Annotated in this window: 17 protein-coding genes and 1 pseudogene; 9 read left to right on the top strand and 9 right to left on the bottom strand. The window is 70.7% G+C overall.

Annotated features, from left to right (window positions below; all coding sequences use genetic code 11):
• Positions 1-90 precede the first annotated feature (90 nt).
• The 3 genes from ACP4E5_RS10790 to ACP4E5_RS10780 all read right to left on the bottom strand — a co-directional run bounded on the left by ACP4E5_RS10790 (position 91) and on the right by ACP4E5_RS10780 (position 2,906).
• On the bottom strand, positions 91-312 hold the full coding sequence (locus ACP4E5_RS10790) for a type A2 lantipeptide (RefSeq protein WP_425827371.1): 222 nt from the start codon (positions 310-312) through the stop codon (positions 91-93).
• Between the two features lie 493 nt (positions 313-805).
• Positions 806-1,321: a YoaK family protein gene (locus tag ACP4E5_RS10785; protein ID WP_425827369.1), complete on the bottom strand. Its 516-nt coding sequence runs from the start codon at positions 1,319-1,321 to the stop codon at positions 806-808.
• Positions 1,322-1,358: 37 nt separating this feature from the next.
• Positions 1,359-2,906: a carboxylesterase/lipase family protein gene (locus tag ACP4E5_RS10780; RefSeq protein WP_425827367.1), complete on the bottom strand. Its 1,548-nt coding sequence runs from the start codon at positions 2,904-2,906 to the stop codon at positions 1,359-1,361.
• A gap of 174 nt (positions 2,907-3,080) precedes the next feature.
• Here ACP4E5_RS10780 and ACP4E5_RS10775 point away from each other — a divergent pair, with 174 nt between their 5' ends.
• Together ACP4E5_RS10775 and ACP4E5_RS10770 are read left to right on the top strand one after the other, a co-directional pair.
• Positions 3,081-4,097: a LacI family DNA-binding transcriptional regulator gene (locus tag ACP4E5_RS10775; protein ID WP_425827365.1), complete on the top strand. Its 1,017-nt coding sequence runs from the start codon at positions 3,081-3,083 to the stop codon at positions 4,095-4,097.
• Positions 4,098-4,141: 44 nt separating this feature from the next.
• Positions 4,142-5,011 carry an alpha/beta fold hydrolase gene (locus tag ACP4E5_RS10770; RefSeq protein ID WP_425841201.1) on the top strand — a complete coding sequence of 290 codons (870 nt, stop codon included), beginning with the start codon at positions 4,142-4,144 and terminating at the stop codon, positions 5,009-5,011.
• A gap of 31 nt (positions 5,012-5,042) precedes the next feature.
• Here ACP4E5_RS10770 and ACP4E5_RS10765 read toward each other — a convergent pair whose 3' ends face one another.
• The 4 genes from ACP4E5_RS10765 to ACP4E5_RS10750 are packed head-to-tail and all read right to left on the bottom strand — an operon-like array spanning position 5,043 to position 10,889.
• The gene (locus tag ACP4E5_RS10765; protein WP_425827363.1) at positions 5,043-7,256 is read right to left on the bottom strand and encodes a glycosyl hydrolase family 95 catalytic domain-containing protein; all 2,214 of its coding nucleotides are present in this window, start codon (positions 7,254-7,256) and stop codon (positions 5,043-5,045) included.
• Positions 7,253-8,179 carry a carbohydrate ABC transporter permease gene (locus ACP4E5_RS10760; RefSeq protein ID WP_425827361.1) on the bottom strand — a complete coding sequence of 309 codons (927 nt, stop codon included), beginning with the start codon at positions 8,177-8,179 and terminating at the stop codon, positions 7,253-7,255. Before ACP4E5_RS10760 ends, ACP4E5_RS10765 begins: the two co-directional genes overlap by 4 nt.
• Complete coding sequence (locus ACP4E5_RS10755; protein ID WP_425827359.1) at positions 8,176-9,213, bottom strand: ABC transporter permease; 1,038 nt, start codon at positions 9,211-9,213, stop codon at positions 8,176-8,178. Before ACP4E5_RS10755 ends, ACP4E5_RS10760 begins: the two co-directional genes overlap by 4 nt.
• Positions 9,213-10,889 (bottom strand): extracellular solute-binding protein, encoded by a 1,677-nt coding sequence (locus ACP4E5_RS10750; RefSeq protein WP_425827357.1) that lies wholly within the window; start codon positions 10,887-10,889, stop codon positions 9,213-9,215. The genes ACP4E5_RS10755 and ACP4E5_RS10750 overlap by 1 nt, the downstream gene beginning before the upstream one ends.
• Positions 10,890-11,100: 211 nt before the next feature.
• Here ACP4E5_RS10750 and ACP4E5_RS10745 point away from each other — a divergent pair, with 211 nt between their 5' ends.
• The 4 genes from ACP4E5_RS10745 to ACP4E5_RS10730 all read left to right on the top strand — a co-directional run bounded on the left by ACP4E5_RS10745 (position 11,101) and on the right by ACP4E5_RS10730 (position 15,444).
• Positions 11,101-13,923: a glycoside hydrolase family 3 C-terminal domain-containing protein gene (locus ACP4E5_RS10745; RefSeq protein WP_425827355.1), complete on the top strand. Its 2,823-nt coding sequence runs from the start codon at positions 11,101-11,103 to the stop codon at positions 13,921-13,923.
• A gap of 72 nt (positions 13,924-13,995) precedes the next feature.
• Positions 13,996-14,703: a DUF2470 domain-containing protein gene (locus ACP4E5_RS10740; protein ID WP_425827353.1), complete on the top strand. Its 708-nt coding sequence runs from the start codon at positions 13,996-13,998 to the stop codon at positions 14,701-14,703.
• 11 nt (positions 14,704-14,714) lie between these two features.
• The gene (locus ACP4E5_RS10735) at positions 14,715-14,837 is read left to right on the top strand and encodes a hypothetical protein (RefSeq protein WP_425842177.1); all 123 of its coding nucleotides are present in this window, start codon (positions 14,715-14,717) and stop codon (positions 14,835-14,837) included.
• Positions 14,791-15,444: a siderophore-interacting protein gene (locus tag ACP4E5_RS10730; protein WP_425827351.1), complete on the top strand. Its 654-nt coding sequence runs from the start codon at positions 14,791-14,793 to the stop codon at positions 15,442-15,444. Before ACP4E5_RS10735 ends, ACP4E5_RS10730 begins: the two co-directional genes overlap by 47 nt.
• On the opposite strand, the gene ACP4E5_RS10725 is transcribed toward ACP4E5_RS10730, so the two are convergent.
• Positions 15,327-17,087, bottom strand: a complete 1,761-nt coding sequence (locus ACP4E5_RS10725; protein ID WP_425827349.1) for a glycosyltransferase family 2 protein — start codon at positions 17,085-17,087, stop codon at positions 15,327-15,329. The two genes, ACP4E5_RS10730 and ACP4E5_RS10725, sit on opposite strands and share 118 nt — an antisense overlap.
• Positions 17,088-17,288: 201 nt before the next feature.
• On the opposite strand from ACP4E5_RS10725, the gene ACP4E5_RS10720 reads away from it, so the two are divergent.
• Positions 17,289-18,212 carry an FkbM family methyltransferase gene (locus tag ACP4E5_RS10720; protein WP_425827347.1) on the top strand — a complete coding sequence of 308 codons (924 nt, stop codon included), beginning with the start codon at positions 17,289-17,291 and terminating at the stop codon, positions 18,210-18,212.
• Positions 18,213-18,219: 7 nt separating this feature from the next.
• Here ACP4E5_RS10720 and ACP4E5_RS10715 read toward each other — a convergent pair whose 3' ends face one another.
• Positions 18,220-19,494: an MFS transporter gene (locus tag ACP4E5_RS10715; protein WP_425827345.1), complete on the bottom strand. Its 1,275-nt coding sequence runs from the start codon at positions 19,492-19,494 to the stop codon at positions 18,220-18,222.
• 287 nt (positions 19,495-19,781) lie between these two features.
• On the opposite strand from ACP4E5_RS10715, the pseudogene ACP4E5_RS10710 reads away from it, so the two are divergent.
• Positions 19,782-20,502, top strand: a pseudogene (locus ACP4E5_RS10710) (transposase); the annotation flags it as partial.
• A gap of 94 nt (positions 20,503-20,596) precedes the next feature.
• Positions 20,597-20,971 (top strand): YybH family protein, encoded by a 375-nt coding sequence (locus ACP4E5_RS10705; protein WP_425827343.1) that lies wholly within the window; start codon positions 20,597-20,599, stop codon positions 20,969-20,971.
• The last annotated feature ends 214 nt before the right edge of the window (positions 20,972-21,185 follow it).

The following is a 21,185-nucleotide window of genomic DNA, read 5'->3' as shown; positions in this document are numbered from 1 at the left end:
CCCCGAAAGCCCCGGGACGCGTGGTCCCGAGGCTTGGGGTGCGCCACCCGTCAGGAGGTGGCGCGGCGATCCCGTGGGATCGGATCCGACTCAGAGGCCGGAGGTCAGGCCACCGACGAGGCCGGTCACGGCGCCGGTGTTCAGGCCGGTGAGGCCCTCGACCGTGTTGGTCACGGAGGAGACGGTGCCCGAAACCGGGGCGATGCCGTCAACGGTGCCCTGAACCTGGCCGACGAGGCCGCCGACGAGGCCGCCGGAGACGTTGTCGAGCTCGGCGTCGGAGATCTCAACGGTCTCGATGTGGTTGCTCATAATGAGCCGCCCTTCTTGGGTATGTCCGGGTATTTCAAAATTCGCGGGGCGCGCTGGAAATCGGTGGCTGCGAATCCCTGCGGCCGTCATGCGATGCGGAGGATCAAAGCATGTTGACGCGTCGCACAGCTAATCGGATCGGGTCCATTCATAGGGGATCCGCGAGCTCAATTACCGTCATGTGCCGGGGTGTTCACAGCCGGGTGGCATGTCCTTCACATTCTTCACGGAGAGGTTTGTGAACTCGCTGTGTCCCAGGGCAGCAAAGGGGGACAGGACCGCATCAATGACGTGCGGTGCTTGTATGAGGCAATGTTTTTTTGCGAAGCTCCGTGACTGCCCTGCGCATTCGGTGTGCAGGTTTCTGGCACGCGACCGCCGCGGCGGCCAGGATCACCGGCGGCACGAATCCCCACGGCGCGGCGGCCTCCCGCACCCCGACGGCGCAGGCCGCGCCGCCGACCACGGCCGACAACCGGCCGGTCACCCACAGTTACTCCCGGCCCCGCCCCGACCCGTCGGCCACCCCGGTCACGAGTGTCGTGAGCGTCCCCGTGAAATACGTGGTGGGCGCGGTCCCGGCCCCCGCCGCGACCATCGCCGCGGACTGCCCGCCCATCGCGAGCGCGGCCACCACGAGCAGCACGGTCCGCCACACCCCGGACGGTTCCCCGCCGAGCAGGCCGCCCGCCACGGCGAGGAAGCCCAGCAGGACGCACTGCGCGGCGAGGCAGGCGACGACACGGCCCGGCCACCCGTTCGTCCGCGCCTCACGAACTCCCCGGCACGCGAGGGCGGTTGTCGCCGCCCCCACCGCGTACCCGCCGAGCGCGTACAGCGGCGCGGTCACGTCGTGCCCCAGGCCCTGGCCCGCCGAGATGCCGAGCAGTACGAGGTTGCCGGTCATCACGCCCGCGAACACGGTGCCGAGCGCCGTGAACGCGAGCGCGTCCACGGCCCCGGAGGCCCCGGCGAGCAGAACGAGGGACATTTGGGCGCGTTTGTTCATGCCTGAGAAGGTAGGCGCGGAACCGGCTCCGAAACGCTCAGCCGTCGGTGCGTCGCTCAGGCGCGGTCCTGGCGGGTTCCAGGTCCAGTGGTGTGAAGTCGAAGCCCTCCCACAGCAGGCGCGAGGTCTCCTCCGGGTACGGTGCCGTGCGCGAGGGTGCGTCGAAGACCCGCGTCGTCCGCTCGCCGACGGTGAACGGCGCCCACCCCGGATTCCCGTCCTTCGCGAACGCGGTCCACGCCGCGCCCATCTCCGCCGACAACGCCACGGCCTCGTCCGGGAGTTCGGGGCCGAGGAAGAGCCGGGCGAACTCGTTGTCGAGCGTCCCGAAGACCAGCGGCACGTCCAGGGCGTGGCTCGCCCCCATGGAGCCGCCGGCGCCGGGCGCCTGCCAGCACAGTTCGTACGCGTACGCGGTCCCGCCGCCCGCCACGTGGGCCTCGGCCAGGCGCAGCGTCGGGATCCGGAACAGCCAGTCGGACTGGACGAGTTCGTGCAGCCGGGTCGCGTCCGCGGACGGGTAAGCGGCCCGGTAGTCGGCCTCGGCGGCAGGGCCCGGACCGAACCGGGACAGCGCGTCGGACGCCTCCTCCTCGGTCGTCTTCCCGTAGCGGCCGGCCATGATGGTGAACAGTCGGAACTCGTCCCGGTTGTGCCCGACGAGCAGCTCGACGTCGCGCGCCGCGCCGCCCGCGAGCGCCTCCCACGGGGTGACCGGCAGCACCTCGCCGTCGACCACCGGTGAGAACGGCGTGGAGGTGTGGGCGACGCGGCCCCAGCGGTCCGCGTGCGCGGGCAGCTCGCGGATCAGGTCGTCGGTGGCGTCGCGCAGCGCCTTCGGCGCGCACGCGGCGAGTTCGGCGGCCCCCGCGCCCGGCACCCCGAGCCGCTCCCCGATCCGCGCGCCGATGTCCCGCGCGAGGTCGAGCGAGAAGAACGTGCCCGGCACGCTCTGCGCCACCGCGCGCCGCACCAGGCCCGCCGCCGACGGCATCGCGAGCAGCGCCGCCACCGAGCCCGCGCCCGCCGACTCCCCGAACACGGTGACCCGGTCCGGGTCGCCGCCGAACGCCGCGATGTTCTCCCGCACCCAGCGCAGCGCCGCCGCCTGGTCGAGCAGACCCCGGTTGGCGGGCGCGCCGTCGAAGACGCCGAACCCCTCGGCGCCGACCCGGTAGTTGAGGGTCACGACGACCACGCCGCGGGCGGCGAGGGCGGTGCCGTCGTAGGGCGGCCCGTCCGTGGAGCCGCTGAGGTACGCCCCTCCGTACACATAGACGAGGACCGGCAGGCCCGCGGCGCCTAGGTCGGGGGACCACACGTTGACGGTCAGCCAGTCGTCGCCCTCGGGGACCGCCCGGCCGGTGAGCCCGCCCACGAGGGACTGCGGTGGCGGCGGCCCGAAGGCGAACGCGTCCCGCACCCCGTCCCACGGCAGCGCCGGCTGCGGGGCCGCCAAGTGCAGGGCGCCGACCGGGGGTTGGGCGTAGGGGATGCCGCGGAAGACGCTCAGTGCGCCCTCCGTGAGCCCGCGGACGCGGCCCGACGCGGTGCGTATCGGAGCGGTGGGGGTGGCCTCGGTCATGCGTGTCCTCCCTGGTGGCTCGCCTGGTGCCGCCCGGGGCGTCGAAGCGCTTCGACGCACTTCTGGACAGGCACCCTGCGCAAATCATAGGGTCGGCATGCCGAACGACGGGCGGCTCCCGCCGACGCCGGCGCTGGACCCGCCCACCCTTCGGACCTGGCTCAGGAGAACAACATGGTCACCCTCGCAGAGGTCGCCAGGCACGCCGGAGTCTCCGCGAGCACCGTGAGCTACGTCCTCAGCGGCAAGCGGTCCATCTCGGCGGCCACCCGCGAGCGCGTCGAGACCAGCGTGCGCACGCTCGGCTACCACCCCAACGCAGGGGCCCGAGCCCTCGCCAGCAGCAAGTCCAACATCATCGCCCTGATGGTGCCGCTGCGCACCGACATGTACGTACCCGTGATCATGGAGATCGCGACGGCGGTCGCCACCGCGGCCCGCAGCCACGGCTACGACATCCTGCTGCTCACCGGCGAGGAGGGCCCCGAGGCCGTGCGCCGCATCGAGGGCAGCGCCCTCGCCGACGCCGTGATCGTCATGGACGTCGAGCTGGACGACGAGCGGCTTCCGCTGCTGCGCACCGCGAGCCGCCCCGCCGTCCTCATCGGCCTGCCCGCCGACACCACCGGACTCAACTGCGTGGACCTGGACTTCGCCGCCGCGGGCGCCGCGTGCGCCGAGCACCTCGCGGGCCTCGGGCACCGCGAGGTCGCCGTCATCGGAGAGGCCGCCGCCGTCTACGAGCGCCGCACCGGCTTCGCCGAGCGCACGCTGACGGGAGTGCGCGAGCGCAGCGCCGAACTCGGCCTGCGGCTCCTGCACCGCCCCTGCGAGGGCAGTTACGCCGCGGTGTCGGCAACGTTGTCGCGGATCTTCGACGAGCGCCCCGGCACCAGCGCGTTCGTCGTGCAGAACGAGGCGGCCATCGACCCGCTGCTCGCCCTGCTCCGCCAGTCCGGCCGCGCGGTCCCCGAGGACGTGTCGGTCGTCGCGGTCTGCCCCGAGCAGCTCGCCCGGCATGCGTCGGTGCCGCTCACCTCGGTCGCCGTGCCCGCGCAGGAGATGGGGCGGCGCGCGGTGGAGCAGGTCGTCGCGCAGATCGAGGGCCGCGGTGCGGCCGAGGAAGTCGTGCTGCTCGCGCCCGAGTTGACGATCAGGGAGAGCGCGGCGCAGGCGCCGCCCGCCGCATAGGATCGCCGTATCCGGTCCTGAAGCGTCAGAAAGCGAGCGTGCCCGTGCACCCGACGTACGTCCTCGTCCATGGAGCGTTCGCCAACTCCTTCTCCTTCGCGCCGCTCCAGGCGGAGCTCGGCCTGCTCGGCCACCGCTCGGCCGCCGTCGACCTGCCGGGACACGGCTTCGCGGCGACCTACCCGGCCGCGTACCAGGCCCCGCAGGACCCGGAGGGCCTCGCCTCGGCACCCGGCGCCATCAGGGGAGTCACCCTCGCCGACAACGCCGCGCACGTGATCGGCGCCCTGGAGCGGGCCAAGGAGAACGGGCCCGTCGTGCTCGTCTCGCACAGCCGCGGCGGCGTCACCGCCACGGCCGCCGCCAACCGGCGCCCCGACCTGATCGACCACATCGTCTACGTCGGTGCCTGGTGCCCGGTCGACCTCAGCGTGGGCGACTACCACGAGGAACCGGAGATGGCCTCGGTCGACATCGCCGCGCTCGGCCTCGCGATGGCGGGCGACCCGGCCGAACTGGGGCTGCTTCGCGTCAACTTCCGCACCGCGGACGAAAAGGCGCTCGACGCGTTCAGGTCGGCCTTCTTCGCCGACGGCACCGAGGACGAGTTCCGTACGTTCCTCAACACCTTCCAGCCGGACGAGAACCTCGACGTCGGCACCGGGGACGACCGCGCGCAGGCCGCCACGTGGGGCCGCATCCCGAAGACGTACGTACGCCTCACCCGTGACGCGAGCCTGCCGCCCGCCCTCCAGGACCGGCTGATCCGCGAGGGCGACGCGCTGACCCCGGACAACCCGTTCCGCGTCCGCAGCCTCGACAGCTCCCACCTGAAGTGGCTCGTAGACCCGGCGCCGGCGGCGCGGGTGCTTGCGGAGATCGCCGAGCTCACGGACGGGCCGGGTCGGGACTGACCGGTGCCTGGACTGACCGGTTACGGGGTAACTACCTGACAGGCAGCGTGAGTTCGTGCGCCTCGCCCGCCGACAGACGCAGGCGCCCGGCGTTGCCCGCGGGTGTCTTGAGGTCGACGTCCGTGTCCCGGTCCGGCCGGACGAGCGCCGTGCACGTGCCGCCGCCCCACCGCAGATCCACCCCCGCCCCGAACCGGGTGCGCAGGCCCCGCACCGTTCCCCGCCGCCAGTCGGCGGGGAGCGCGGGCAGCAGGACCAGGCGGTCGGGCGTGGATTGCAGGAGTGCCTCCGTGACGAGGGCGGGCAGGGTGTGCGCGGCGTCCGCGTTGTAGACGTCGCGGCGCGGATAGTGCGCGCTCATCAGCGAGGCGTGGAAATGGTCGCCGTTCAGGACGTGCCGCAGGCAGTCGGCGACGCGCGGCGCGTCCCGCAGCCGGGCCGCGATCAGGGCGTGGTGCAGGTGTCCGTGCGCCGAGTCGTTCTCGGCGCCGCGCAGTTCGAGCGCGCGCCGCGCCGCCTTCGCCAGGTCCGGGGTGTCGTACGGGGTGATGTCGTGGTGCGGCCACACCGGGTACAGGTGGCTGAGGTGCCGGTGGTCGTAGGAGTCGTCGAGCCCCGGCCACGCCCACTCGGCCAGCGCCCCGTCCTCGTTGACCCGGTAGTCGGGGAGCCGGCCGGCCAGCGCGGCCCAGCGGTCGCCGTCGGGGCCCGGGTGCCAGGCGGCGGCGGTGCGCAGCGCGTGCCGGGCGGCCGCGATGTCCATGGTGGCGTTGACGGTGCCCCAGCTCGCGTTCGCGGGACGGTTCTCCGGTGAGTAGGACGGCACGATCGCGATCCGCCCGTCGGGTCCGGTGCGCGTGAGGAAGTCCTCGTAGAACACGGCGAGTTCGGTGACGGCGGCCGCGAGCCACGCGGGTCGCTCACCTCGTGCCTCGGCCTGTTCGAGCAGGGGTGTGAGCAGCCAGTCGGCGCCCGCGGTCCACAGGTGCATCGGGTAGGCGCACTGATAGTGGTACGCGTGTCCCGACTCGCCGTCGGTGTGTGCGGGCGCGACGATGCCGCGGGCGCCGAAGACGAGCCGCGCGTTGTCCCGCCAATGCGCCAACTGGCCCCGAATGAGGGCGCCTTGGGCGTCGATGGTCTCGGGCAGGTCGCAGGTGACCGCCGACGCCGTCTGGAGGTTCAGGTTCGCGTCCGTGGTGAACGCGCCGGACCATGCCGTGTTCCACTCGCCGGTCCACAGCCCGGTCAGCCGGGGCGGCAGGGCTCCCGACGAGCTGAGCAGGTGGTAACGGCCGGCCGCGAACAGCCGCTCAAGGAGGGCCGGGCTGGACGGTCTGTCCAGCAACTCGGTGCCGGTCAGGCCGCGTTGGTGACGTGGGGCGTCGAGGTCGAAGGTGACACGTTCGTAAGCGGGGCGGTGCAGGGCCTCGTGGCGGGCGAGGAGGGTGTCGTACGTGGCATCGACGGAGCCGCCCGGATCCATCAGGTCCGCGAGCGCGCCCGCCTCGTGCGCGGCGTCCAGCTCCCCGACATGTCTGCGCACCCGTGTCAGGAGCAGCAGTTCGTTCGCGCCCTCGACGCGCAGGCCCGCGCCGCTCACCGAGGTGCGTCCGCCGCGCACCAGTGCGAGCGTCACACCGGTGAAGCCGAGGTCGCTGTCCGGGTAGCGGCAGCGCAGTGTGAGCCGGGCGCCGTACGGGGTCAGGACGACGCCGCGGCCGATGCCGAGCCCGGCGGGGGCGCCGCTGAGGTGCGGGTCGAGGGACACTTCGCCGTCGGGCCCGGCCCCGGTCACGTGCTGCACGACCACGTCGTCCGCGCGCGACACGAACACCCGGGAACGCCAGCCGCCGCACCGCGCCTCCACCACCCCCGTCGCGAAGTCGACCGCACGCCGGTAGCCGCGCCCCGCGGAGCCTCCCCGCACGAAGCGCACCTGGAACGCCGGATGGAAAGCGCGCACCCACCGCAGCGGCCGCCCGTCCGTGAACCGCTCCGCGGCCGTCACGTCACCGGTGAGCAACGCGTCCTGAAGCAGCGGGAGTTGGTGGGCGAGTTCGGGCGGCCCCGGCTGCGGGCCGCCGTCCGGGCGGACCAGGCTGTGATGGGTGACGATGACCCGGTCGTCGTCCGGGTCCCCGAAGACCAGGGCGCCGTGCCGCCCGTTCCCGCTGAGATAGCCGTCCTCCCACCGACCGGCGGGCGCGGTCTCCCAGGTGCCGTGGGGGTGCTCGGCGGTCATCCCTTCACGGCCCCCGTGAGCATGCCCTTCTTGAAGTGGCGCTGGACGAAGGGGGAGGCGAACGCGACGGGGATCAGGGCGAGCACCATCACGGCCATCTGGAGGCCCAGCGTGGACAGTTGGCCGGTGCGGACCGCCTGCTGCAATCCCGTAGGTGCCTCGGTGTTCTTCTGGACGAGCTGGATGAGCACGTTCTGAAGCGGCATCATCTTCTGGTCGCTCAGGTAGATGGAGGCGTTGAACCAGGCGCTCCAGTACCCCACCGCGTAGAACAGCGAGATGACGGCGAGCACCGCCCGGGACAGCGGCATGATGATGGTCAGCAGGATGCGCAGATCGCTCGCCCCGTCGATGCGCGCCGACTCGGTGAGTTCGGGGGAGATCCCCATGAAGAATCCGCGCAGCACAAGGATGTTGAAGACGCTCACCGCGCTCGGCAGGATCAGCGAGAAGTACGTGTCGGTCAGGCCGAGTGACTGCACCAGAAGATAGGTGGGGATGAGCCCGGCCCCGAAGAACATGGTCGCCATCAGGGCCATCAGCAGGAACCGGTGCCCGAGGCTCCCCGGGCGGGACAGGCCGTAGGCGGCGAGCACCGACACCGCCATCGAGAACACCGTGCCGACGAGCGTGACCCCGAGCGACACCATGATGGCCCGGCTGACCTGGCCGCCGCTCAGCAGCTCCGTGTAGTTGACGAAGGTGATGCCGTCGGGGAACACGACGAGCCCGCCGGCCCGGTCGATCACCGGTTTCGGGGAGAGGCTCGTGACGATCACGATCCACAGCGGGGCGAGCACCCCGAGGCAGCACAGGACGAGGAAGCCGCCCTTGACGGAGAGCCCCGTCCTGCTGGGCGCCTCCTCCCACGCGGGGCGCGGCGGGGCCTGGAGACTGCGGACGAGCTGGGTGTTGAGGCTCATTTCTGGTACACCCCCTGCTCGCCGAGCAGGTGCGCGAACTTGTTCGCGCCCAGCACGAGACACACGCCGATGGCGCCCTTGATCAGCCCGACCGCGGCCGCGTAACTGAAGTCGCCGTTCTGGATGCCGACGTTCCACACGTACGTGTCGAGGACCTCGCTGGCGCCCGCGCCGACCGCGTAGCGCTGGAGCAGGAACTGTTCGAAGCCGACGCTGAGCGCGTCGCCGACCCGCAGCACCAGCAGCAGCGCGATCACCGGGCGCAGCGCCGGCAGCGTCACGTGCCACATGCGGCGCCAGCGGCCCGCGCCGTCCATGGCCGCGGCCTCGTACAGGTCGGTGGAGACGGCCGCGAGCGCCGCGAGGAAGACGATGATCCCCCAGCCCGCGTCCTTCCACACGGACTGCGCGGTCACCAGGAACTTGAACAGGGACGCGTTCGTCATCAGGTCGAAGGCGCCCCACCCGTGCTTCTCCATGGTCTGCGCGATGATGCCCGCGCCACCGAAGACCTGCTGGAAGACGGTGACGACGAGGACCCATGAGAAGAAGTGCGGCAAATACATGATCGCCTGCGCCACCGCCCGCACCCGCGGCCGGATCACGCTGTTGATGAGCAGCGCGAGCGCGATGGGGATCGGGAAGAACAGCACCAGTTGGAGCAGGAACAGCACGATGGTGTTCTTCGCCGCACCCCAGAACAGCGGGTCGCTCAGCATCCGCGAGAACTGCTCGACGCCGACCCATGGGCTGTGGAAGATCGCCGTGATGCCGTTGCTCGACACGTACGGGTCGTAGTCCTGGAACGCGACGACGTTGCCGAGCAGCGGGACGTAGTTGAAGAGCACGAGCAGGCCGATGGCCGGCAAGGTCATCAGGATGAGTGCGCGGTCCCGGCGCAGCCGGACCCGCCACGGGATCCTGCCTGCCGCGCGCTTTTTGGGAGCGGCCTTCGGGGCGAGGACGGCCGTCGGCTCCTCGACGGCCGCCACCGGCCGTGTCCCGTCGGGCCGGCTCCCGGCCGTGAGAGACATCAGTTGCCGCTGCCGTTCTTCTCGATGAGCTTCTTGTACCAGTCGCGCGCCTTGTCGCCGCCGGAGGACTTCCAGGTGGAGATCGCCTGCTGCACGTCGGACAGCTTCTTGTTGCCGCGTACGTAGTCGATCTCCAGCTGCTCGAACTGGCTCCAGAGATTGGCGAAGCGCGTCGGCTCGACGATGTTCATGGCGTACGTCGACGTCTTCTTGGTGAAGGCGCCCATCCGCTGCTCGAACTCGACCTGCTTGCGGGCGATGGCCGGGTAGTCGGGGTGGGCGAAGTAGGGGGCCGGCGCGGCCAGCATCACCCAGGCGTTGATGACTTCCTGGTTGCCCTGGTCGGTCTTGACGGGGGCGCCGTCCTTGACCTTGTAATGGGTGCCCTCGACGCCGTAGTCGACGAGCATCCGCTCCTTGGTGTCGGGCGGCGCGGCCGCGAAGTTGGCGGCGGCCAGCGCGTTCTCGACGGTCTCCTTCGAGGCACCCTTGCGGATCAGCGACCAAACGGTGGCGGGCGAGGACGCCCACAACCGCGGGTCGCCGCCGTCGGGGCCGAAGATGTCCATGGCGTCCATCTCGAAGTCCGGGTTCGACTTGGCCTGTTCGGCGGTCTTGCCGTACCAGGCGGACATGTCGTTGTTGTAGACCAGGATCTGGCCCGCGCCGAACCGCTGCCCGGCGTCGCCCGTGCGCGCCTTGTCGTCGGGGTGCACGACGCCCGCGTCGAAGAGCTTGCGGGTCCACTCCAGGGCCTCGAGGTACTCGGGCTGCTCGACGCGGTACGTCAGCTTGCCGTCGTCGCCGATGTGCCAGCCGAGCGGTCCTGAGGGGCGGACACCGAAGACGTTGAAGCCCGTCCAGGACATGTCGCCGCAGGCGTACACCTTGGCCTTGGCGCTGGTCGCCTCCTTGGCCCAACTCAGGAACTCCGACGCCGACTTGGGGACGTCGTAGCCCTTCTTCTCGAAGATGTCCTTGCGGTAGTACGGCGGGTTGAACGTCGCCCGCGCGGACGGCATCGGGATGCCGCGCAGCGCGCCGCCGAAGATGCTCATGCGCCAGGAGTCGGAGGGGATCGCCGCGAGGTTCGGGTACTTCTTGACCTTGTCACCGGCCAGGTAGGGGCCGAGGTCCATGAACTTCGCGGTGACCGCGTTCGCGATCTTGCCGACGAGCTCCCAGCCCGGCACGACCACCATGTCCGGTATGGAGCTGGAGGCGAGGACGGCGCCGAGCTTCTGGCCGTAGGTGTTGCCGTCCTGGTTCTGCCAGGTGACCTTGGTGCCCGCCGCCTTGTCGAGCGCCGTGTAGTAGAGGCAGTCCGCCTTCGGCGCGGAGCCCCAGAACGGCGACATGATCTTCAAAGGGGCGCCGGTGCCGAGCGCCTTCGGGACCGAGGCGGCGAGGGACGCGAGTTCGACCTTGCCGGTGTAGCCCGCCGCCGAACCGTTCTTGGAGGCGAGGTCCGGCTGCGCGAACTTGCTGGCCACATACGTGGGCAGCAGCTTGTCGGCGTTCTTCCCGGAGGTGGTGCCCTCCCGGTCCTTGTTCTCCGTCCCGCCGCACGCGGTGAGCAGCGGCATCCCGCCCGCGACCGCGACGGCCGCCACGGCGCTCGAGGCGAGGAAGGTTCTCCGGCTGGGGGCGGAGGCGGAGGGCGAGTCAGGCGTCATTGCGGCAACCCTTCGAGGGAACGCGTCGCGCATTTGTCGAAGCGCTTCGATGTTGCAGCGAGGTTAAGGGAGCGCTCCCACCGTCACAAGACCGCTGCGTCACTTTCCTGAACGCGCTTTCTCTGCCGCCTACTTGACACCCGCTCATGCCAGTACTCAGCATCGAAGCGCTTCGAATACGATCCGACCCACTTCGCCAAGGGACGCGCACATGACGGAAAGACCCCTGCTCGGCGCCGACTCCGCCACCCCCGACGGCAAGCGCGTCGACGACCTCGTCGCCCGGCTCACGCTCGACGAACGCATCGCCCTGCTCCACCAGTTCGCGCCCGCCGCCCCGCACCTCGGCCTCGCCGCGTTCCGCACCGGTCAAGAGGCGCTGCACGGCGTCGCGTGGATGGGGGAGGCCACCGTCTTCCCGCAGGCGGTCGGCCTCGGCGCCACCTGGAACGACGAGCTGGTGCGCCGGATCGGCGACGCCGTCTCCGCCGAGGCCCGCGCGATGCGTCGGCGCGACGACCGCGTCGGCCTCAACGTGTGGGCGCCGGTGGTCAATCTGCTGCGCAACCCCCTGTGGGGTCGCAATGAAGAGGGCTACTCCGAGGACCCCCACCTCACCGCCGCGATCGCCACCGCCTACACCCGCGGCCTGCGCGGCGACCACCCGGCGTACTGGCGCACCGCCCCCGTCCTCAAGCACTGGCTCGCCCACAACAACGAGACGGACCGGGACACCTCCAACGCCTCCGTGCGCCCGCGGGTGCTGCACGAGTACGACCTCCGGGCGTTCAAGCGGCCCGTCGAGGCCGGCGCGGTGGCCGGTGTCATGCCCGCCTACAACCTCGTCAACGGCCGCCCGAACCACGTATCGCCGTATCTCCGCGAGGAGTTGAGAACCTGGACCGACCAGGCGCTCCTCGTCTGCTCCGACGCCGGCGCGCCCAGCAACCTCGTCGACTCCGAGCACTACTTCGACACGCACGAGGAGGCTGTCGCCGCCGCCCTGCGTGCCGGAGTCGACAGCTTCACCGACCACGGCACCGACTCCTCGACGATCGTGGGGCGGCTGCGGCGGGCGTACGACCAGGGGTTGATCTCCGAGTCCGACATCGACGCCGCCGTGCGCAGGCAGCTGGACGTGCGGGCCCGGCTCGGCGAGTTCGCCGACACCGACCCCTTCGCCGACGTGCGGGACTTCGACACCGACGCCCATCGCGCGCTCGCCCAGGAGGCCGCCGAGCAGGCGATCGTGCTGCTCAAGAACGACGGCCTGCTGCCGCTCGCCGGGGACACCCGGATCGCGGTCGTCGGCCCGCTCGCCGACGAGTGCAGGACGGACTGGTACAGCGGCACCCTCATCCGCCGCTCGACACCCCTCGACGGGCTGCGGGAGCGGTTCGGCGCGGAGCGTGTCACGTACGCGGAGGGCGCGGACCGGGTGCGGCTGCGGTGCGCCGAGGGGTGGGTGTGCGTTCCCGACGCAGGGCACGAGGCGGCGCCCGGTGTGTCCGGCGCGGCCCTCGATCCCGCCCTGATCACCGGCCGCACCGACCTGCCGCCGCTGCATGTCTCGTCGTCCGCCGACGGTACCGAACTCGCCCTGGCCGACTGGGGATCCGGCGTCCTCACCTTCCGCGCGCCCGACGGCCGCTACCTCTCGGTCGCCGACGACGGATACGTACGGGCCTCCGCCGAGCAGCCCGGCGGCTGGGTCGTCCAGGAGACGTACACACTCGAACCGCACGGGAACGGTCACCTCCTCAGGCACGCGGGGACGGGTCGCTACGTGTCGGTCGCCGCCGACGGCCTGAAGGTTGCCGACCGGGGCACGGTGTTCGAGGTCGAGGTCGTGGAGCGCGGCACCGACGCCGTGGCCGGGGTGGCCGCGGGCGCGGACGTCGTGCTCGTCCTCGCGGGCAACGACCCGCACATCAACGGGCGCGAGACCGAGGACCGTACGACTCTTGAACTCCCGCCGCACCAGGACGAGTTGTGGCGCACGGCCCGGGCCGCCAACCCGCGCACGGCCCTCGTGCTGGTCTCCTCGTACCCGTACGCCGTCCCCGAAGCGCACACCGAACTGCCCGCCCTGCTGTGGACCGCGCACGGCGGCCAGGCCGCGGGCCGCGCCCTCGCCCGCGTCCTCGCCGGCGACGTCAGCCCGGCGGGACGGCTCCCGCAGACCTGGTACGCGGCCGACACCGACCTGCCCGGCCTCCTCGACTACGACATCATCGGCTCGCGTCAGACGTACCTCTACTTCCAAGGTGCCCCGCTCTACCCGTTCGGACACGGCCTGTCCTACGCGCCGTTCACCTACGACGCGCTGTTCGTCTCCCGCCCGGACGACGCGACGGTGGAGGTCACCTTCACCGTCACGAACACGGGCCCGCGCACGGCCGACGAGGTGCCGCAGCTGTATCTGCGCGCGGTGGACGCCTCCGTGCCGCGCCCGCGCCGCCAACTCGTCGGGCACCGCCGCGTCACCCTCGGCGCGGGGGAGTCGGAGCGCGTCACCTTCGTCGTCCCGGTCGCCGAGTTCGGCCACTGGGACGTCGCGCGCGGCCGCTGGAGCGTCGCCGACGGACCGTACGAGCTGCTCGTCGGCGCCTCCAGTGCGGACATCCGCCTCGCCGAGACCCTGCGCGTGGGCGGCGACGGTCCCGCGCCGCGCTCCGTCCTCACCGAAGGGCTGGACGCGACGACGTACGACGAGCAGAGCGGCGGCATCGAGATCGTCGACCGCACGAAAACCCGCGGCGACGCCGTCACCGGCGAGGGCGAACTCCTCTACAAAGACTGCGACTTCGGGACCGATGGTGTCTCGGCCGTGCGCCTCGACGTCGCGGGCGAGGGACTCGTGGACGTGGCGGACGGGTGTCGCGTCGAGGTGCCGGCGACCGGCGGACCGTACGACTACGTCACGGTCGCCGCCCCCTTCACCGGCACGGGAGTGGGTGATCTGCGCGTCCGGCTGCACGGCGGTGTCCGCCTGGCGCGCATGACCTTCGTCCCACGGGGGACTGGTGCATGACGGTACGGGGGCCGGGGTGACACCACATCCCACGCACGAGTAAGGTGAGCCTTACCTAAGTTTGGAGTGGAGATGGTCAACCCAGTGGCGCACCAGGAGCTCACCACCGCCGAGCGGGCGCGGACGATCCTCGCCGCGGCCGACACCTTGACCCTGACCCTGACCACCACGACCGAGGCCCGGCTGCGGCTCGACTGCGTGGGGCTCTACGCCGTGGACGCCGCGTCCCGGCTCATCCTGCTCGACCCCGAGGACCCGCGGCTGACCGCGGCGCTCGCCACGGCGCCGCACTCGGGCCTCGCCGCGTACGCGGAGTTCACGGACGTGGCCCCCGTCGTCGTACGCGACCGGGTGCGGGCCCGCCTCGCCTTCAGCGGACGCCTCGGGAACGCGGGCCCCGACACCCTGCTGTTCCGTCCGGCGCGGGCCGCCTTCGCCGAGGACGACACGGTGCGCGTCCTGGATGTGACGGAACTCGCCGCGGCGGCGCCCGACCCGCTGGCCGGGGTCGAGGCGGAACTGCTCTCGCACCTCGACACCGGCCACGCGGACCTGCTCGTCGAACTAGCGGAAACGGTCGGCGGGTTGGACCTGTCGGACGTGGCGGACATCCGTCCCGTACGCCTCGACCGCAGGGGCCTCGTCCTGCGCCTCGAACGCGCCGCCGAGGAGTACGAGGATGCCCGCATCGCCTTCCACAGCCACGCGATCGGCCCCCACGAAGTGGGCCACCGCATCCAGGAACTCCTCGACTTCGCGGCGACCCGCTCCCACCGCTGAACGGAGGCGCCATGCAGCGCGGCAACATCACCCCCACCCGCGTCAGGCCCTCGGGCCTGCCTTCAACTCCCGTCTGCGCCGCGGGGCGTGGCACGCTCCGCGTCGCCGCCCTGCGGGCGACGACGGGAGCTTGAAGGCAGGCCCGACTCGGCTCGCCCCCTGCGCCTCCACGTCCTGCGCAGCGAACGCCTCTCGCCCCACTTCGTCCGCGCCACCCTCGGCGGCGGCGACATCGCGCACTTCCGGCCGATGGGGCACGATCAGTGGTTCCGCCTCTTCCTCCCGGCGGGCCCCGACGCGGTCGCCTCGCTCGGCCGGATCCCGGACCGGCTGGGCAGGCTCAGCTACCTGAAACTCCTCGGCGGCCCCAAGGGCACCCGCCCCGTCCTGCGCAACTACACGGTCCGCGCCCATCGGGCCGCACGGCGGCGCGGCCACGGCCGGCCCCGCCGAGACCTGGGCGCGCACCTGTGCACCCGGCGACACGGTCGTCCTCCTCGACGAAGGAACCGCTTTCAACCTGCCCGAGCGCGCCGGCCAAGTCGTCCTGGCCGCCGACGAGTCGGGCCTGGCCGCCGGGCTTGGTCGGCACTGGGTGGCTCAGGGTGTACCGAAGGGACGCGTCATGTTCTGCGGCTACTGGAAACGCTGACCGCCTGCGCCTGGTGGGCGCGTTGCAACTCCTCCAGGGCCGCCGAGACCGGGGCGGGTCTCCGGTCGGACGTGATGAGGCGCCGGTAGCGGTCGCGCAGCGCCTGGTACGCGGCGGCGGGGAACACTCGGCGCAGCACGGGGACGGCCACCTTCGCGACACCGTGCAGCGGGTGGTGGTGGACGTCGGATGCGGTCCGCTGCCGCTCGGCCGTCTCGGGTTTCGCGTCGGCCGGCACGGAGAGTTTCACCCCGGACAGGCGTGGCGAGCTGAGCCAGCCGCCCACGTTCAGGCGCAGGCACACGTGCCAGGCGCCGGGTTCCAGCGGCCCGGATATCTCGTCGACGCCGGCGGGGTCGATGGTGCACTCCGTCACCCAGTGCATCTCCCACAGGTCGGGGTCCGCCTCGTGCGGGGTGGGCCGGAGCTCGGAGGTCCCGGTGGTCACGACGAGTTCGGTGCCGCCCGCCTTGTGGTGCACGAGGCCCTGCGCCTTGGCGTGCTTGAGCGGCTGGGTGAAGTCGAGCGCGGGGGCGATCCCCGGCAGATCGTCGAGCGGAGCGGGCGGCTGCCAGATCCACCGCACCCGCTTCTTGCCGGACGGCGCCTCGTGCACCGCGCGGCGGAACAGGAGCGGGGTGCTCTCGCCCGTCTCCGGGTCGGTCCGCACCAGCGATGTGCGCGTGCGGACGTGGAGCGCCTCGTCCCGCCACGTCGCTTCCTGGACCTTCGGCAGATGCCCCACCTCGCTCTCGTACCGGGTGTAGGCGTGGATGCCCTCGTGGTCGCCGGAACGGCACAGCCGGGAGAGCGGGCGCAGACGCTCCGGCAGATGACGGTCGACGGCGTCCGGCAGGTCGGCGGCGAGCGCGATGACCTCCTGCCGCCAGGCCGCGCGACGCTCCTCGTCCTGACCGAGGAAACCCCTCCCGGTGAGCCGCTTCAGCGCCTTGCTGCCATACCAGTTGGCGGTGAACCGGTGCCGCAGGTCGTCGTCCGACACATGCGTGTCCGGGGCGTGCAGCAGCGCGATGATGCGCCGCACCGAGCCGATGTACGGGGCGGGCTCGATGGGGGTGTAGCTGATGTTGTGCTTGCCGTTGCGGTGCCGCACCCAGTGGTAGGTCGTGTAGTCCGGCACGGTGCTGACCTGCTTGGCCAGGAGGTAGGCCCGCAGCGTGAACAGATGGTCCTCGAGCCGTACCCGGCCCTCCTCGAAGCGCAGCCCGTGGTCGAGGAGGAACTGCCGACGGAACAGCTTGTGCACGGTCATGCTGCCCAGCAGCACCGGGTTCTCGCGCACCGACCCCCGCTCGAGCGGCCTCGCGAACGGGGCGCGCGGGGCGCCGCGTCCGTGTCCCGCCATGCGCCCGATCACGATGTCGGCGTCGGTTTCCTCGGCGCGGGCGTAGAGCCGCTCCAGCGCCTGCGGTGAGAGCCAGTCGTCATCGTCGACGAAGTGCACGTACTCGCCCCGGGCGCGGTCGACTCCGGTGTTGCGGGGGCGTCCGGGCCAGCCCGAGTTGGTCATCGGGACGACGTGCATGTTGTCCTCGTCGGCCAATTCCCTTTCCAGGAAAGCGACCGTGTCGTCCGTTGATCCGTCGTCGACGTAGAGAACTTCGAAGTCCGTGCGGGGCATGGACTGTTTCCGCAGTGCGGTGAGGCCCACCATGACGTCTTCGCCAGTGTTGTGGGTCGGAATGATAACCGTGACTTTTATGGGGGTCATGTAGGTGTGTCAATCCGTGCGCTCGGACCAGTTCCGAGGAGAGGGCTCGTGACCTAGCGGCGTTTACATCCTTCACGGGAAACGCTCTCCCATGGTCACTCGACGGTACGAATATCGCACGGAATGCGAAGGGTCACTGTTTCGAGTGACGCGGGCCGGGCCGTACCGGGGTTCCGGTCCGTTTCTGCGACGGTGTCGGCCATGGCTTCTCTGTACCGGACACTGCTGAACGGCCTCTCCCGGACCGGGGCCCAGATCATCGACCTCGCTCCCGGAGCTGCGGTCCTTGTGCACCGACGGCACGGGAGGTGGACCAGCACCGGCCTGGGCGGCGGCGTCCATCTCGTCGTGGACCAGCGGAAGTCGGGCATGGCGGAGCGGGACTTCCAGAAGGCGGCGTCCGACTATCTCTGCGGCCGCCACGTCGCCGAGATGCTCGACCACTACGGGGTGAACTGCGTATTCGACGTGGGCGCGAACGTCGGACAGTACGGAAAGCGTCTCAGGCAGTTCGGATACAAAGGCCGCATTGTATCGTTCGAACCCGTTCCGCGCTTCCTGGAGAAATTGCGGAAGCGTGCCGAAGGCGACCCGGACTGGCACGTCTTCCCCTGCGGACTCGGCCGTTCGGACGAACTCCGTCCCATGCACGTCGAATGGAACACCATGAACTCGCTGCTTTCCCCGAGCGACTACGGGAACGCGGCGTACAAGCGGTTCACGAAGGGCCGCACGGAGGACATCCAGGTCTGTCGCCTCGACGGCGTCATGGACCAGGCCCTCGTCGGCATCCAGGACCCCCGCCCCTACCTCAAGATGGACACGCAGGGCTACGACCTGGAGGTGTTCGCCGGGGCGGGGGAGCGCGTCGGCGATTTCGTGGGCCTGCAGTCGGAGGTCGCGCTCCTGCGGCTCTACGAGGGCAGCCCGCGCATGGAGGAGGCCCTCGCCGAGTACGAGGGCCACGGCTTCGAGGTCACCGGCATGTACCCGGTGACCCGCGAGAAGAGCACCGGCCGGGTGCTCGAGTTCGACTGCGTGATGATGCGCGCGGGAGCGGCCCCCGTGCCCGCCCCGGGGGAGCGGGGGCGGGCGGAAGCCGCCGGACAGGGATCCGGCGGCTGAACCGCCCTCAGCGATCGAGCTCCCGGTGCGCGCTCTCCGGGAGCCGCAGATACACGACCGAGGACACGAGGCACAGCACGGCGACGTACCACGGGAAGAGCCCGCTGTGCCCGAGATCCTTGAACAGCGTGCCCATGTACGGGGCCGTGCCCCCGAACAGAGCCACCGTCAGCGAATAGGGGAACCCGATCCCGGCCGCCCGCACCCGCGCCGGGAACACCTCCGCGTTGACCGCGGCCGAGATCGACGTGAAGCCGGTGAGTAGCACCATGCCGGCGCACTGCGCGAATAGCAGCGAGGCGAAGGAGCCCGTCAGCGAGTGCAGCAACGGCACGCTCAGCAGCGCGAATCCGAGCCCGAAGAACAACAGCAGCGGCTTGCGCCCGAACCGGTCGGACAGCATCCCGCCGACCGGCTGCAACAGCGCGAAGAACGCCAGCGAGATCGTTCCCACGGTCAGCGCCTGCGACTTGTCGATGTCGGTGTTCAGCTCCGCGTACGTCGGCAGGTAAGAGGTCCACGTGTAGTACGCCAGAGTGCCGCCGGCCGTGATGCCGCAGATGAGCAGCGACTGGCGCGGGTACTGGCGCAGCGCGTCGAACAGCCCCGGCCGCTCGTGCGCCTCGCTCCGCGTCTCCTGCGCGCCCTGCCGGATCCAGAACCCGACGAGGCTGAGCACCGCGCCCGCGAGGAACGGCACCCGCCACCCCCAGCCGTCCATCTGCCCCTCGGCGAGCGTGGCCACGAGCACCGCGGCGACGCCCGACGCGATCAACTGCCCGATGGACGTGGACACATACTGGAACGACGAGAACAGTCCGCGCCGCCCCGGCCCCGCGGACTCCACGAGAAACGTCGTCGACGCCGCGAACTCCCCGCCCACGGACAGCCCTTGGAGCAGCCGGGCGAGCACCAGCACGATCGGCGCGAGCACCCCCACCGACGCGTACGTCGGCGTGATCCCGACCAGCAGACTGCTCCCGCCCATCAGCAGAATGGTCACGGTGAGCGCGGCCCGCCGCCCCCGCCGGTCGGCGACGGCCCCCATCAACAGCCCACCCACGGGCCGCATGAAGAACCCCACCGCGAACACGGCGAAAGTGGCGAGCAACGGAACGAGCGAGTTGTCGGCGCCCTTCGGAAACACCTGATCGGCGATGTAGGTCGCCAGGAACGTGTACGCGTACCAGTCGTACCACTCGACGGCGTTGCCGACGGAGGCGGCCATCAGCTGTCGGACGGGGTGCCGGGGCGGCGCCGAGGTCTTGATCGTCTCTGTCATGATCCTGACGCTAACCCGGTAAATCCCCTGCTCACACGCGGTTTGACGGAGTCGAAACATTCCCGTCAACCGGGCCGTCCCACAGCGGACGACCGGACGTGCCGTTTGGTGCGGCCGTAGATCAAAACCACAATCACGGGCGCTGAGTCAGCAAAAAGTCAGCAAGAGCCCGAGGTCAGTACATTGCCTTCCATCCCCAAGCAGCTCGCTCGCGGCATGGGCACCTTCGCCAAGCCGTGCAGCTGCAGCTGCAGCCAGCCCACCCGCTGCCCGCACCCGTACTGGCCGTGACCACCGCCGCGGGTGCCGTCGAGGTCACCGCCCCGCGCGTGAGCGACAAGCGCGTCGATGCGGCCATCGGTGAACGCCAGCGGTTCTCCTCGAAGATCCTGCCGCCCTGGTGCCGCAAGTCCCCGAAGATCAGCGAGGTGCTGCCCCTGCTCTACCTGCACGGACTTTCCTCCGGCGACTTCGTGCCCGCGATGGAACAGTTCCTCGGCTCGACGGCCGGCCTGTCGCCGGCGACGGTGACCCGGCTGACCAAGCAGTGGCAGGCCGATCACGCCGCCTTCCAGGAGCGTGACCTGTCGGACGCGGCATGACGGACCCCGAACTCGTCGTAGGGGGCAGGGCGATGGGCCTGTGGAAGGCCCTGTCCGACGTGTTTCCGCAGGCCAGGCACCAGAGGTGCTGGGTCCACAAGGCCCGAAGTATGACGAATGTACCGCCGAAGTCCGCGCAGCCCGGCGCGAAGAAGGCGATGCAGGAGATCTACACCGCAGAGGACCGCAAGCACGCAGAGAAGGCGATCGCCGCGTTCACGAAGACCTACGGCGCGAAGTGGCCCAAGGCCGTCCGGAAGATCACCGACGACTCCGAGGGACTCCTGGCGTTCTACGACTTCCCGGCCGAACATTGGATCCACCTGCGGACGACCAACCCGATCGAGTCGACCTTCAGCTCGGTGAGACTCGGACGAAGGTCACTCGCGGCGCGGGCGGCCCGGCCGTTCGAGAACGGCATCCTCGTCGAGCAAGAACAGGCCACGGCAGCCTGGCTGCTCCTGCCTGTCACATCGCGAAGGGAAGAGAAGGACCAGTCAGTGCCCGAACCCACCGCACTTCTCACCGAGTTCATCCACGTCTACGAGCAGGCGACCAACAGTCACGACGTCACCCAGCTCGTCCCGCTGATCGCTCCAGAGGCCGTCTACTGGTTCTCCGAAGGGTCGCACCATGGCAGCGAAGCCGTCCTCTCCGCCATCGCCAAGACCTTCGCCACCATCCGCGACGAGATCTATCAGATAGACGACCTGGAGTGGATCGCTCACAGCGATGACTACGCGGTATGCCGCTACCGGTTCACTTGGACCGGGTCCGTCGACGGCCAACCGCGATCAGGAAGCGGCCGCGGCACCAACGTGCTCGTCAACAACGCCGGGACCTGGCAGATGCTCCACGAACACCTCAGCGCGTAACCAGGAGGCAGCGCCGATCCACAGGAACTGACAATTGCTCCGCCGGTCCCCCGGCGGCCTCGAGGGCCTCGTCGAGATCGTCGACGCCCCGCGCCCCGATAGTTTCGCCAACGCTGCAACGTCTCATGCCCCCCCCGACAGGACGAGAGCACCGCACCCATTAGGTCGTCGCATGGCTCGACGAAAAGAGCGAAGCGTCGGCCGACCTCGTCCC

Origin of the sequence: Streptomyces fractus (assembly GCF_049844455.1) — a bacterium.
Classification (GTDB): domain Bacteria; phylum Actinomycetota; class Actinomycetes; order Streptomycetales; family Streptomycetaceae; genus Streptomyces; species Streptomyces fractus.
This window is presented reverse-complemented; position numbering and strand designations above follow the sequence as displayed.

Bases quoted from the DNA above. Each gene is read 5' to 3' on its own strand.
- ACP4E5_RS10715 (WP_425827345.1), bottom strand. From the start codon at position 19,494: ATGACAGAGACGATCAAGACCTCGGCGCCGCCCCGGCACCCCGTCCGA.
- ACP4E5_RS10775 (WP_425827365.1), top strand. From the start codon at position 3,081: ATGGTCACCCTCGCAGAGGTCGCCAGGCACGCCGGAGTCTCCGCGAGC.
- ACP4E5_RS10735 (WP_425842177.1), top strand. From the start codon at position 14,715: ATGCAGCGCGGCAACATCACCCCCACCCGCGTCAGGCCCTCGGGCCTG.
- ACP4E5_RS10755 (WP_425827359.1), bottom strand. From the start codon at position 9,213: ATGTCTCTCACGGCCGGGAGCCGGCCCGACGGGACACGGCCGGTGGCG.
- ACP4E5_RS10750 (WP_425827357.1), bottom strand. From the start codon at position 10,889: ATGACGCCTGACTCGCCCTCCGCCTCCGCCCCCAGCCGGAGAACCTTC.
- ACP4E5_RS10790 (WP_425827371.1), bottom strand. From the start codon at position 312: ATGAGCAACCACATCGAGACCGTTGAGATCTCCGACGCCGAGCTCGAC.
- ACP4E5_RS10720 (WP_425827347.1), top strand. From the start codon at position 17,289: ATGGCTTCTCTGTACCGGACACTGCTGAACGGCCTCTCCCGGACCGGG.
- ACP4E5_RS10765 (WP_425827363.1), bottom strand. From the start codon at position 7,256: ATGACCGCCGAGCACCCCCACGGCACCTGGGAGACCGCGCCCGCCGGT.
- ACP4E5_RS10785 (WP_425827369.1), bottom strand. From the start codon at position 1,321: ATGAACAAACGCGCCCAAATGTCCCTCGTTCTGCTCGCCGGGGCCTCC.
- ACP4E5_RS10760 (WP_425827361.1), bottom strand. From the start codon at position 8,179: ATGAGCCTCAACACCCAGCTCGTCCGCAGTCTCCAGGCCCCGCCGCGC.
- ACP4E5_RS10740 (WP_425827353.1), top strand. From the start codon at position 13,996: ATGGTCAACCCAGTGGCGCACCAGGAGCTCACCACCGCCGAGCGGGCG.
- ACP4E5_RS10725 (WP_425827349.1), bottom strand. From the start codon at position 17,087: ATGACCCCCATAAAAGTCACGGTTATCATTCCGACCCACAACACTGGC.
- ACP4E5_RS10780 (WP_425827367.1), bottom strand. From the start codon at position 2,906: ATGACCGAGGCCACCCCCACCGCTCCGATACGCACCGCGTCGGGCCGC.
- ACP4E5_RS10745 (WP_425827355.1), top strand. From the start codon at position 11,101: ATGACGGAAAGACCCCTGCTCGGCGCCGACTCCGCCACCCCCGACGGC.